The sequence below is a fragment of the Psychrobacter pacificensis genome, from assembly GCF_900101915.1.
Lineage (GTDB): Bacteria > Pseudomonadota > Gammaproteobacteria > Pseudomonadales > Moraxellaceae > Psychrobacter > Psychrobacter pacificensis.
This window is the reverse complement of sequence record NZ_FNAL01000010.1, coordinates 83,824-96,792: the sequence shown is the minus strand read 5'-3', so window position 1 is coordinate 96,792 and position 12,969 is coordinate 83,824. Positions and strand designations below refer to the sequence as shown.

The 12,969-nt window shown below is 42.9% G+C and carries 11 protein-coding genes; 1 reads left to right on the top strand and 10 read right to left on the bottom strand.

Going from position 1 to position 12,969, the window contains the following annotated elements; all coding sequences use genetic code 11:
- Nucleotides 1-179 precede the first annotated feature (179 nt).
- The 4 genes from rplS to rpsP all read right to left on the bottom strand — a co-directional run bounded on the left by rplS (nucleotide 180) and on the right by rpsP (nucleotide 2,643).
- On the bottom strand, nucleotides 180-599 hold the full coding sequence (gene rplS, locus BLR43_RS07825; protein WP_058023515.1) for a 50S ribosomal protein L19: 420 nt from the start codon (nucleotides 597-599) through the stop codon (nucleotides 180-182).
- Between the two features lie 205 nt (nucleotides 600-804).
- Nucleotides 805-1,569, bottom strand: a complete 765-nt coding sequence (gene trmD / locus BLR43_RS07820) for a tRNA (guanosine(37)-N1)-methyltransferase TrmD (RefSeq protein ID WP_093070159.1) — start codon at nucleotides 1,567-1,569, stop codon at nucleotides 805-807.
- 105 nt (nucleotides 1,570-1,674) lie between these two features.
- Complete coding sequence (rimM, locus tag BLR43_RS07815; protein ID WP_058023513.1) at nucleotides 1,675-2,208, bottom strand: ribosome maturation factor RimM; 534 nt, start codon at nucleotides 2,206-2,208, stop codon at nucleotides 1,675-1,677.
- 165 nt (nucleotides 2,209-2,373) lie between these two features.
- A complete protein-coding gene (rpsP, locus tag BLR43_RS07810) occupies nucleotides 2,374-2,643 on the bottom strand; it encodes a 30S ribosomal protein S16 (protein ID WP_021812802.1) in 270 nt (89 codons plus the stop codon).
- Between the two features lie 437 nt (nucleotides 2,644-3,080).
- Between rpsP and BLR43_RS07805 the strand changes: the two genes are divergently transcribed.
- Nucleotides 3,081-4,565, top strand: a complete 1,485-nt coding sequence (locus BLR43_RS07805) for an ATP-binding protein (protein ID WP_093070157.1) — start codon at nucleotides 3,081-3,083, stop codon at nucleotides 4,563-4,565.
- 344 nt (nucleotides 4,566-4,909) lie between these two features.
- On the opposite strand, the gene BLR43_RS07800 is transcribed toward BLR43_RS07805, so the two are convergent.
- The 6 genes from BLR43_RS07800 to atpA all read right to left on the bottom strand — a co-directional run bounded on the left by BLR43_RS07800 (nucleotide 4,910) and on the right by atpA (nucleotide 12,886).
- Complete coding sequence (locus BLR43_RS07800) at nucleotides 4,910-6,598, bottom strand: ATP-binding protein (RefSeq protein ID WP_093070154.1); 1,689 nt, start codon at nucleotides 6,596-6,598, stop codon at nucleotides 4,910-4,912.
- A 322-nt stretch (nucleotides 6,599-6,920) separates the two neighbouring features.
- Nucleotides 6,921-7,637, bottom strand: a complete 717-nt coding sequence (locus BLR43_RS07795; protein ID WP_071002805.1) for a response regulator — start codon at nucleotides 7,635-7,637, stop codon at nucleotides 6,921-6,923.
- A gap of 609 nt (nucleotides 7,638-8,246) precedes the next feature.
- Nucleotides 8,247-8,663 carry a F0F1 ATP synthase subunit epsilon gene (locus BLR43_RS07790; RefSeq protein ID WP_093070152.1) on the bottom strand — a complete coding sequence of 139 codons (417 nt, stop codon included), beginning with the start codon at nucleotides 8,661-8,663 and terminating at the stop codon, nucleotides 8,247-8,249.
- 115 nt (nucleotides 8,664-8,778) lie between these two features.
- The gene (atpD, locus tag BLR43_RS07785; protein ID WP_071002803.1) at nucleotides 8,779-10,212 is read right to left on the bottom strand and encodes a F0F1 ATP synthase subunit beta; all 1,434 of its coding nucleotides are present in this window, start codon (nucleotides 10,210-10,212) and stop codon (nucleotides 8,779-8,781) included.
- 38 nt (nucleotides 10,213-10,250) lie between these two features.
- Nucleotides 10,251-11,132 (bottom strand): F0F1 ATP synthase subunit gamma, encoded by an 882-nt coding sequence (gene atpG, locus BLR43_RS07780; RefSeq protein ID WP_058023506.1) that lies wholly within the window; start codon nucleotides 11,130-11,132, stop codon nucleotides 10,251-10,253.
- A gap of 209 nt (nucleotides 11,133-11,341) precedes the next feature.
- Nucleotides 11,342-12,886 carry a F0F1 ATP synthase subunit alpha gene (gene atpA, locus BLR43_RS07775; protein ID WP_071002801.1) on the bottom strand — a complete coding sequence of 515 codons (1,545 nt, stop codon included), beginning with the start codon at nucleotides 12,884-12,886 and terminating at the stop codon, nucleotides 11,342-11,344.
- Nucleotides 12,887-12,969 lie beyond the last annotated feature (83 nt).

Genomic DNA, 12,969 nt, shown 5'->3' with positions numbered 1-12,969 from the left:
TTGATAAGCGCGCACATACAAAAACCCCAATCTAGCATTCGCATAGATTGGGGTTTTGTCTTTTTTGGTATGGCCCGCTTATTTATAAATAAACCTATGAATAAGGGCTTGTATCTACTATTACCTTATTTGAGTCAATCCTAAAATAATACGATCAACTCAAAACGGCAAACTTGTACTTAGATACCAGGTGCAGTATCAACGGCATCAGGTACACCAGCGTCAGTCTTTTTCTGAGCTGGACGTGGCGCAAGTTTTTCGCGGATACGTGCTGATTTACCAGAACGCTCACGTAAGTAGTACAGTTTCGCACGGCGAACAGCACCGCGGCGTTTCACTTCAATGCTATCGATCAGTGGTGAGTGCAGCTGGAATGCACGCTCAACACCAACGCCGCTTGAGATTTTACGTACGGTAAACGCTGAGTTTAGACCGCGATTACGCTTAGCAATTACAACGCCTTCAAAAGCCTGTAAACGCTCACGCTCACCTTCACGTACTTTTACTTGTACCACAACGGTATCGCCGGGTGCAAAGTTTGGGTGTTCACGCAATTGAGCGTTTTCGATGACCTGAACCAATGGATGCTTGTTGCTCATGAGAGTTATCTCCTCACATTAGATAATAGAGGCTTTACGCATATCACCTGTTTGTAATAATTAATTGTATCTCTTTATAATAAGACACAACGTAAATGGGTTATAACCAACGGCCACTATGCGATGACTCGTTTTATTATTGCTCAAAATTCTATTTGTTAACTGTTTATCAAGCTTAATGACGATAAAGTCAGGTATCAACAACCTACTTTTTATCTGCTTTTGCTAGTGCTTCAAGCCATTTCGCTTGCTCTACCGTCGGAGTAAACGCTTGCCACAAATCCGGACGACGCGTTTGCGTACGACTGACTTGCTGAGCAAAACGCCACTTAGCGATATTGGCATGGTGTCCTGACAGTAACACTTCAGGAACCGCCATACCCGCAAACTCATGCGGCTTGGTATAGTGTGGACAATCAAGCAAGCCATCGACAAACGAGTCCTGCTCTGCTGACTTGTCATCCCCCATGATATCGGGCAAACGACGTATCACACTATCCATCAGCACCATTGCTGGTAGCTCACCACCAGTCAACACATAATCGCCTAATGATACTTCCATATCGACATATTGTGACAGTAGGCGCTCGTCGATGCCTTCATAACGACCGCATAATAAAATCATGCCATCATAATAAGTCATACCGACGACACTACTCTCACTAAGCGTTTGCCCTTGCGGTGACATATAAATCACCGGACAATGCTCACTATCGACACGGCAACCGTATTCCTTGGCACGCAAGCGTGCATCCTCAATGGCTTTTGACAATGGCTCAGCCATCATCACCATCCCAGGACCGCCACCATAAGGGCGCTCATCAATACGGCGATAGTTATCAGTGGTATAATCACGTGGATTAATGCATTCAATCGTAACTTGCTCCTGAGTCACTGCCCGTCCCGTGATTCCAAACTCACGAATCGTGGCAAACATCTCAGGAAAAATACTAATGACGGCAAAATACATCTGATGTCTACTTACATTGAGGCTAAAACAATCGGTGTGACTATTAATAAATTCTGATAATAAATTCTGACTAAAAAGCCAGAAGCGATATCACCAGAGGCAATATTAATAATCACTTGGCCATGCCACAAGTACGGTTTTTTCAGTCGTATCGACTTCTATCACCGTTTGCTTATGCCATGGAATTAGGCGCTCTTCATTATCCAAACTGTCTGAATTGGCTGCCACGCGCATGATGTCATGGGCACCAGTTTCAAACATTTCAGTGATATTGCCTAAATACTCGTTCTGCTCGTTCATCACGCGCATACCGACCAAATCCGACCAATAATATTCGTCTTCAGCTGTTTCCGGCAAGACATTTTGTTCGACCCAAACGGTCACACCGTTCATGGTCTCAGCAACATTGCGATCAGGAATCTGCTCAAATTGAGCCACAAGTCCTGTGCCTTGCTCACGCCAAGCTTTCACAGTCAAAGGTTTCATGCCAGTAGCAGTTTTCATCCACCACGGCTTCATGTCGAATATTGCTGTACGATCATCCGTATCGCTAAATACCCAAAGCCAACCTTTGATGCCATAGGGCTTCTTGAGTTGACCAATTTTCATGAGATCACTAGCGTTTGGAGTGGATGACATAGCAGCTAACCTAACAATGATTACAACAACAATTGCAAAAACAATTGTGTCAAAAGCGATAAACAGTTAATGGCGCACCCTGGTCAGACCAGTTACGCTATGTGTTCTAAAGTCTACTGAATCAGCTTGTAATAAGACTACGAGCGACTCAATAACAACGGAAACTTAAGCAGTTGCTTCAGTTTGTGCTGCAGACTTGTTGTAAGCTTTTGCTAATGAAGCAACGCGATCTGAAGGTTGTGCACCTTTTGCGATCCACGCATTGTACGCTTCCATGTTTAGGCGTACTGCTTCTTCAGACTCTTTAGCGAGTGGGTTAAAAAAGCCGATGTTTTCAATGTAGCGACCGTCACGCGCGCGGCGTTGATCAGCAACAACTACTTGATAAAATGGGCGTTTCTTGGCACCGCCCCGTGCTAAACGAATAACAACCATGTGAATTCTCTCTTTCGCAGGTATACCAAAAAGGGCATAATTATATCACAGTCTTGATTTATTGAAAACATAAACTGTGCTTATTTAATTATTTATTAACAATAGCTTAAATACCCGTCTATGTAAAACATAATCGAGCATAACCGTACGTTTTATACAATTATTAAGGACTCTCTATTTTAATCAGTTACTAAAATATACCGCGCTTTAGATTTGGTATTATTAAAATATTGGAGAGGCACATAACAAACTGCTTAAATGAATAGCGTCACAGTAAGATTCATCGATTATGCTATTCTATGGTGTGTTGAAATAGACTGGCACACCCTACTCTCAGCCGCCATGTTTAGAAATAACCTGCTCTTTCTCCAAAATACAATTGCGGCTTAACTCAAAACCAAATTTAATCAGACATTTTCTTAATCTGCTGGATTTATATGATTACTCCAAACTCAAAGCCCCGTCGCAAAGGTTGGCTGCCACGTTCTTATTCCAATACTTGGCTGACAACCTTGATGGTCGCTTTTATTGTTCTCATAAGTGTGAGTTTGTCGATTTTATTCTTTTGGCGCAGTCTTTATCTGCCAGAACTCAAAAACCATGCGCGTTATTTGACAAGTGAGCTGCGATTAATCAATAGCGTAAACGAAGACTGGCAATATCGTCCTGATATCCGCCAATGGGTGTATCAACATTCTCATGTCGTGGTGGTGAACAACCCCAGTGACTTTCCAGAGGTGGCTGACAAAGCATTTGTGAGCTTCTTTACTGATGTGCTGCAGTATGAGATTGGTGCACAGCTGGGTCGACCTGTCGAAGTTTATTTCAAGTTCAAACCAACACCGCAGCTTTGGGTACAAGACAGCCGCGATGACAGTTTCTGGATTCGTGAGCCAGTGGTTTATTACTCGCAGTACAGCCCAACATTGCTCATATTGTTTTTGATTGGTTTGCCTATCTTATCGCTGCTAACGATTATTTTGTTAGCTAGGCAATTGAACCGCCCTTTACGTTATCTACAACGTGCAGCGACTAACTATATTCGTCTGGGTCATGCGACCACACTGCCAACGCAAAAAGGCCCTACCGAGATACGTCAAGTAAACATGGCTTTCAACCGTCTATTTACAACATTAAATCAAGCCCAAAAAGAGCGAACCATCATGCTCGCTGGTATCTCACATGACTTGCGTACGCCATTGACTCGTATGCGTTTGACTGCTGAGATGCTACCAGATGATTTTTTTCGTGAAGGGCTAATTTACGACATTGAGGATATGGATGCGATTTTAGAGCAGTTCATCTCATTTATGAAAGACGGCTCCGATGAGCCAGTTAGCTTGACCAATTTGGACACGATATTTAATGAGATCATGGTGCAGTTCGCACCCATGAAGTTCGTTTATCAATCAGAGTGTCACAAGGTCATTCCTGTACGCCCCTTATCCATCAAGCGTCTCATCATCAACCTGATCAATAACGCCAATCGTTATGGCAAACCGCCGATTTATCTATCAGCCACGGTGATACCAACATTTATAGAAACGGTTGAAGAAGAAGATAGCGATGTCGTCAGTGAGAACGTTGTCAATAAAGAAGCACAAGAGCAACTGATGATTTGTGTGCGTGACTGCGGTGACGGTGTGGCAGAGGATCAATTGGAGCGTATCATGCAGCCATTTGAGCGTGGGGAGACCGCACGTACTACCCAAGGTAGCGGTCTAGGACTAGCCATTGTAGACCGCATTGCACGATTACATCATGGCACAGTTGAGGCCATCAATCATCCCGATGGTGGGTTGCAAGTATGTGTGCGTATACCTCTACTCTCTAAAGTTGCTGGAGACAATACTTTGGCTGCTGATGCAGTCGATGACACATCTACAGTCGATAGTATTACATCGAATGCAGACAACTCTTAACACTATAGCTCAGACAAACCCTGCGTGGATAAATTAATCTTTGCTACCAATGATAGGCGGAATATATTCAGCACTATTAGTAAATGCTAATGGCTGAGTAATTTCTTATTTGGCTGTCTTTAGCGTTTGGGTTGTTGATGGCTGCTTTAGAAACAAGTAGTAACCCAGCGTAATCGCATTCAATAGCACCAAGCCACCAAATAAATATGGCATCCTTTGCCTCCTGTATTGTCAAACTATCCTAGAATAAGCTGCTGCAAGCATGACACCTGATTATCAAAATATTGGTAATCAGGTTCGTTTAATGATGACAACTTTTTACTTGTCATCATTGTTCAGCATTGTTATTTAGTATCAAAATCGCGTTCGCTTTTTTCTTGCGTCAATTCATCAGCAGCCAAAACTTGTGTCAATGGTTTGATAGGCCATGTCATTACGAATCTTGCGCCGCCAAGTTCTCGGCTCTCATCTACTTTCATACTACCATTAAACCAAAAGGCAATGCGCGATACAATAGACAGACCTAGGCCGTAGCCGCCTGATGCTCGTGTACGGCTATCATCCAAGCGCGAAAACGGTATAAATACTTTTTCACGATCAGCCTCAGGAATACCATGACCGTCGTCTTCGACGCTAACGAAAGCATTGCCCTTCTTAACACCAGCACTCACGATAATAGTAGTTTCAGCATAACGTAAAGCATTACCTGCAAGATTCTGAATCACACGGTGCAGATAGCGTCGATCAGCAATCGCGGTTACTTTCGCATTTGGCAAGTTGGTCACTATTTTAATCGGCTTACCTAGTGCATTGGTCTCACGCTCAATCTGCTGTAGCAGCTCTCTGAGATTTACTGGTTCTAAATCTAATTTTGGCGAGCCCTCTTCGAGCTTGGCATAAGTTAAAATCTCATCAATCAAGCCATTCAGTGATTCGATATCTTCATCGATATAGTCACGCTGCATAAAGCGTGAATCTTCGTCATCAGTATCAGCCAGCATATCTACCGCAAATCGAATACGAGCAACTGGCGTACGAAGCTCATGTGATACGGCTCGCGTGAGCTCTCGTTGCGACTCAATCAAACGCTTTATATGTGACGTCATTGCGTTAAAGGTGGCTGATAGACGTGCGATCTCATCTTGACCAATGACTTGTACTTGAATATCAAGGTTGCCTTTACTCACCTCATTAACACCAACTTGAATCAGCTGTAGCTTGCGCTCAAGTGGGAAAATGAGCGCATAAACACCCAAACTGATTAAAAACATACTAATCAGGATCATACTAATAATCAAATTAAGTGGAAACCAGTTAAATAAGGGTACAGGGCCTATCAAGACTGCCATATCATTGATTTCAGACGGAACCACTATCTTGATGGCCGAGCTACTGGTACTACTATTAGGGTCTTGTAATGAGATGACCACTTCATCGCGGCGTAGGCGTGACATTTGATCTGAATCTAAATCGAGCGTGTTAACAGGCACAAATGCCAGAGGAAAAGAAAATTTCTCCTCAAGTTCGGCCAAGCGTGCACGTTTATCAGACAAGGTGACTTCATAAGACAAATCGTCCAATAAAAAGACCGCAATTGCTCTGACTTGTTGCTCCGTAACCTCCGATATCCGTGCTGTTAGGACATTCTCATTATCCGGCAAGCGATAATAAACATCTGCATACACAGGCTGTTCGACATAACGCACAACGGTATTGTCATTTTCAAAACGTCTCAGCTCGCTTGCGGTAAAATCTATGTCATCAATAGGTATGATTTTAAAATTTGCCCCGAACAAACTACTTGCATCAGACAACCAGTATTCACGCTCTTCTGCAGTGTTTTGGTGAGAAATACCTTCGCTCACCAAATGAAAAGCCCCCATTGCCATGTTTTCACGGTAGGACTGTACACGCTCCATATTGATAGTACCCATCAATAACTGCGCAAACAATGCTACGCACAAACAGACTATGAGTAGTCCAGCATAGATACGAACAAAAATACTGTGTTTTAAAGAAGAGACTAATGACATACGTGCCGTGACCAACTTAATAAATAAAAACTGCTGATATCTTATAGCCTATGAGCACTGCTATATTACTAATATCAAGCTCTGTAGAATAGAATGATTAAACGCCAAATAATATACTCAAGTTCATATACCATTATGTTCCATAAAAAACGTGCAAATAGTTTATGTATTTAATCAGCGTCTATAATAATTGCTTAATTAAACCACATAACACCGCATTTAAGTTTAAAAATTAAAATTTAGCCACAAAAAAACCAGCATAATGGCTGGTTTTTTTGTGAAGTGATTCTCAATATTTCATGACTATATGAATCAGTTCGACCTAGTTACCTTCTTTCACGAACAGGTAGCCTTTACTACGTACTGTTTTGATACGTTTTGGGTTCTCTGGATCATCACCGATTTTTGGACGGATACGCGAGATACGTACGTCAATAGAGCGATCTTGACCATCATATTCAATACCGCGCAGGCGCTCAAAGATATCTTCACGCGATAAAATGCGACCAGCATTCGATGCAAGTAACCATAATAAATCATATTCGGCGCTAGTAAAATCTACCAGCTCATCACTAAGCGTGACTGAACGACCACCGTTATCGATGACCAACTCACCAAACTCTAGACGCTGTGGCACATCTTCTGATGGTGCATTTTCTGAGCGGCGCAATAACGCACGAATACGAGCTAATAGTACGCGCGGCTGGGCGGGTTTGGCAACATAATCATCAGCACCCATCTCAAGGCCGAGTACTTGATCCATGTCTTCAGTACGGGCAGTCAACATCAGAATTGGATTTTGATAATGCGGACGCACTTCACGGCATACGGTCAGACCATCGCTACCAGGAAGCATAACATCAAGTACGACCATGTCTGGTTGCTCATTGACGATACGGCGAATAGCGCGGTTACCATCAGTTTCAATTGCTACTTCTAAACCATTTTTGACCAAGTAATCTTGAGTCAACATGGCCAGACGCTCATCATCTTCAACAATCAAGATTCGGGGGGTGTTGTCTTCTTCAGTCGTTGTCATTGTTATATCCTCTAATACATCTAAATTAAAAGCAGTAAAAGTAAGAGCGGTAAAAATTAATAGCACCATAAAGTGGCACAATCGATGTTCGTATAGCTGTTACAAACTTAGCAGCACAGTATACTATTAAACCTATCGCTTGCTATACTATAGCTGATAGTCGTTAACAAAACCTATAAACTATACCGAATAAAACTTTAGTTTACGTCCAAGAATAAAGTGATTTATCCTCTACTGGCTAATCGTTTTATTCTGATTTGCCAATCACTGCCTAAATACATATAAATTGTCAAAATGAGTGATACATTAAGCTTACATGCGCTCAATCATCACTCCCTATTTACAATGTTTCATTGTCTAATATAACGACATATTACGATTGTCGCCAGTCACTTTTGGACAAATTCTCATATTATTTTATGTGACAATGGATGAGTGGCTATATTTTAAAGAAGACATGAATGATGGATTCATCTATTTGAATTTAGTGAATTTAGCTTAAAAAAGACTGACAATAAAAAATCCATAGGCACAAAAAAACAGTCCATAAAGGACTGTCTTATTGTTGCTTGAGAATCCAAGCTAAAAATATCTAACCAAAACTCTGCTTTACGCGCGGTTTTTATACTTGCGAATAGTTTGTAATTGTCCGACTGATTCTGCAAGCGACGCTAAAGCTGCATTGGTTTGTAGTGTATCAGACTGATTGACCAGCATTTGCTCTGCTTTTTTGCGTGCTTCAACGATTTTGCTTTCGTCAAGATTGTGCGCACGCATAGCGGTATCAGCCAATACAGTTGCCATTTTTGGTTGTACTTCTAGTACACCACCTGAAACATAAATGATTTCTTCTTCGCCGTTTGCTTTTTGCACTCGCATTGCACCCGGTTTTAGCAAAGTAATCAGCGGTGTGTGACCTGGCAATACACCAATCTCGCCTTCGGTACCAGTAGCTATTAACATGCTAATTTCGCCTGAATACAACTCTTCACGAGCACTTACGACGCGACATTGTAACGTTGCCATACTTAACTCCTTACCATCAAAGCGCAATCAAAAAACAGTAAACACTGCGATGCGTTACTAAAGAGTAGATATAAAATTTATATTATACCTACTCATTAACTCATGCTCATACAACTTACGCTGCAGAAGACTTCATTTTTTCAGCTTTAGCAACAACTTCATCGATGCTACCAGCCATGTAGAATGCTTGTTCTGGCAGGTCATCATACTCACCTGAGATGATTGCTTTAAAGCTAGCAATGGTATCGCGTAGTGGTACGTATTTACCAGGTGCACCCGTAAAGACTTCAGCGACGTGGAATGGCTGAGACAAGAAGCGCTGAATCTTACGAGCGCGATAAACAACCAATTTATCTTCTTCTGATAGCTCATCCATACCCAAGATAGCAATGATGTCTTTAAGCTCTTTATAACGCTGCAATACTTCCTGAACACCACGAGCAACGTTGTAATGCTCTTCACCGATAACTTGTGGATCTAGCTGACGCGACGTCGAATCTAATGGATCAACCGCAGGATAGATACCCTGTGATGCGATATCACGGCTTAGTACGACTGTTGCATCCAAGTGAGCAAACGTTGTAGCAGGTGATGGATCGGTCAAATCATCTGCAGGTACGTAAACGGCTTGAACTGAAGTAATCGAACCTGACTGCGTTGACGTAATACGTTCTTGCAGTAAGCCCATCTCTTCAGCGAGTGTTGGCTGATAACCAACCGCTGATGGCATACGGCCAAGTAGTGCCGATACTTCTGTACCCGCTAGTGTATAGCGGTAGATGTTATCAACAAACAACAGTACGTCACGACCTTTGCCAGTAACAGGATCTTTGGTATCACGGAAGTACTCAGCCATGGTCAAACCAGACAGTGCAACGCGTAAACGGTTACCTGGTGGCTCATTCATCTGGCCATATACCATTGCTACTTTAGACTTACTAAAGTCTTCAGTGTTTACAACGCCAGCTTCCTGCATTTCGTGATAGAAATCGTTACCCTCACGAGTACGCTCACCAACACCAGCAAATACTGATAAACCTTCATGTTTTAGAGCGATGTTGTTGATCAGCTCCATCATGTTAACGGTCTTACCAACACCAGCACCACCGAACAGACCAACTTTACCACCTTTAGCAAACGGGCAAAGTAGATCAATAACTTTAATACCCGTCTCTAGTAGCTCAGTGCTGTTTGATTGCTCAGCATAACTTGGTGCTTCACGGTGGATAGACCATTTATCATCAGCAGTAACAGGACCTTCTTCATCGATAGGACGACCAAGAACATCCATGATGCGACCTAGCGTACCAGTACCTACAGGCACAGAAATCGGTGCACCAGTATTAGTAACAGGTAGGTTACGCTTTAAACCTTCGGTTGAACCCATTGCAATAGTACGTACGATACCATCACCTAGCTGTTGCTGTACTTCTAGGGTGGTTTCGGTACCATCTACTTGCAAGGCATCAAAAATTTGAGGAACTTCATTACGGTTGAACTCAACGTCAAGAACCGCGCCAATAATCTGTACAATACGACCGCTACTCATTGCGTTCTCCTTGAACTTCTATATATAGGTGTAGTCAATTATGAAACAGCAGCAGCACCGCCAACGATTTCCGAGATTTCTCGGGTAATCGCCGCTTGACGCAGCTTGTTATAAACCAACTGTAAATCGTTAATAAGGTCACCAGCATTATCTGTTGCCGCTTTCATCGCGACCATACGTGACGACTGCTCAGAGGCAATGTTTTCCATTACCGCTTGATAAACAATCGACTCGATATAGCGACCAAGCAATTCATCAATCAACGTCTTGATGTCAGGCTCGTAGATATAATCCCAGCTAAGTTCTGTCTGTAGACCACTGTCTTCATCACCAAATGACTGCTCTGGTAGAGGTACCAACTGATTAACAGTTGGCTTCTGAGTCATCGCATTGACGAATCGGTTATAGACCACATAGATACGGTCAAGTTTACCGTTACTGTAGTCCTCAAGCATGGCTTGAACCGGTGCATTTAATTGCTCAAACGTTGGTTTGTCACCATAATCGGTCACAGCCGATGTAACATTACCACCAAAGTTTTTGAAGAAGCTGACACCTTTGGCACCGATGACTGCAAACTCAGCTTGTACTGACTGATCTTGATAATCTTGGATACTTTTAGTTAAAGCTTTGAATAAGTTAATATTCAAACCACCCGCTAGGCCACGGTCAGAGGTGATGACAATATAGCCAACCTTATTGACTGGACGCGATACCATATACGGATGTTTGTAGTCTGATGAGGCATGCACCAAATGTGAAATAACCCGGCGCATACTATCAGCATACGGGCGACCCACTTCCATGCGCTCTTGAGCACGGCGCATCTTACTCGCTGCTACCATTTGCATGGCACGAGTGATTTTCTGGGTGCTTTTAATACTGGTGACTTTGGCACGTATCTCTTTTAAGCTTGCCATAATGATTCCAATATAAGAGGGTTAAAAAGCATTGGCGCATGCAACAATCATTTGATATACAACATCACTTTTATAGAATAACATTTTATATCTTGTGGCATTACGCGATCTAATACCGGTCATGGTTAAGACAGTGGCGCCAATATCTAGTCAGACAACGCGCCACTTTTCTAACGACAGTCATAACCACTTCGGCTTAACCCGTTAAATTAATAACTGTGATTTTGTTTAAAGGTCTCTAACGCTGACTTTAAACGACCTGCGATATCATCATTGTAGTTCGCAGTGTCATCAATCTCACGCATCAATTCACTTTGTTCATCATGCATATAACGCAAGTAGGCTTCCTCAAAAGAACCAATCTTCTCGACTGGTACGTCAGCTAAAAAGCCTTCGTTTGATGCATAGATAACCGCTGCTTGCTCAGAGATTGACATTGGCTGATACTGCTTTTGCTTCATCAATTCAGTCACACGCTCACCATGATCAAGCTGTTCGCGAGTGGCGTCATCAAGATCTGAGGCAAACTGAGCAAATGCTGCCAATTCACGATACTGAGCCAGTGCGGTACGAATACCACCAGAGAGCTTTTTGATGATCTTAGTCTGAGCAGAACCACCAACACGCGATACCGAGATACCAGCGTTGACTGCTGGACGGATACCTGAGGCGAATAAGCTAGACTCTAGGAAGATCTGACCATCAGTGATCGAAATGACGTTGGTTGGTACGAATGCAGATACGTCACCAGCTTGTGTTTCGATGATTGGTAGTGCGGTTAAAGAACCAGTTTTACCTTTCACTTCACCGTTAGTGAACTTTTCTACGTAATCCGCGTTTACGCGTGATGCACGCTCAAGTAAACGTGAGTGTAAATAGAATACATCACCAGGATAGGCTTCACGACCTGGCGGACGACGTAGCAATAGTGAAATCTGACGATAAGCAACGGCTTGCTTTGATAAATCATCGAATACAATCAGTGCATCTTCACCGCGGTCACGGAAGTATTCGCCCATCGTACAACCTGAGTAAGGCGCGATATACTGTAGTGCTGCAGGCTCCGACGCTGAAGCTACCACAACAGTGGTGTATTCTAGTGCGCCAGTTTGCTCAAGCTTACGTACCACGTTAGCGATGGTCGAACGTTTCTGACCGATAGCCACGTATATACACTTAATGCCTGAAGCTTTCTGTGCGATGATCGCATCGATAGCCATTGCTGTTTTACCAGTCTGACGGTCACCAATGATAAGCTCACGCTGACCACGACCGATTGGGATCATAGTATCTACGGCTTTATAACCAGTCATCACTGGCTGATCTACTGACTGACGATCGATAACACCAGGGGCGATCTTTTCAACTTTGTCAGTCATCTTGGCATCGATAGGACCTTTGCCATCAATAGGATTACCCAAAGCGTCAACAACACGGCCTAGCAGCTCAGGACCTACGGGTACTTCAAGAATGCGACCAGTACAATAGGCTTTTTGACCTTCTTGTAATTTTAGGAAGTCACCTAGTACTACTGCACCAACAGAATCACGCTCTAAGTTAAGCGCCATTCCGTAGACTTCACCTTCAAACTCAATCATTTCGCCGTACATGGCATCTTCAAGACCATGAATCTGCACGATACCGTCAGATACTTTGACAATCGTGCCTTCATTCTTTGCAGTTGCACCCGCATCAAGGTCTTGAATACGCTGCTTAATCAGGTTACTGATTTCCGCTGGATTCAATTGTTGCATTGCCTTGTTTCCTTTAATTTATGATAACCCGCCCACTGACTCAAATGCTCTTACTGTCACGCAGACATTATATGACTGCGTCG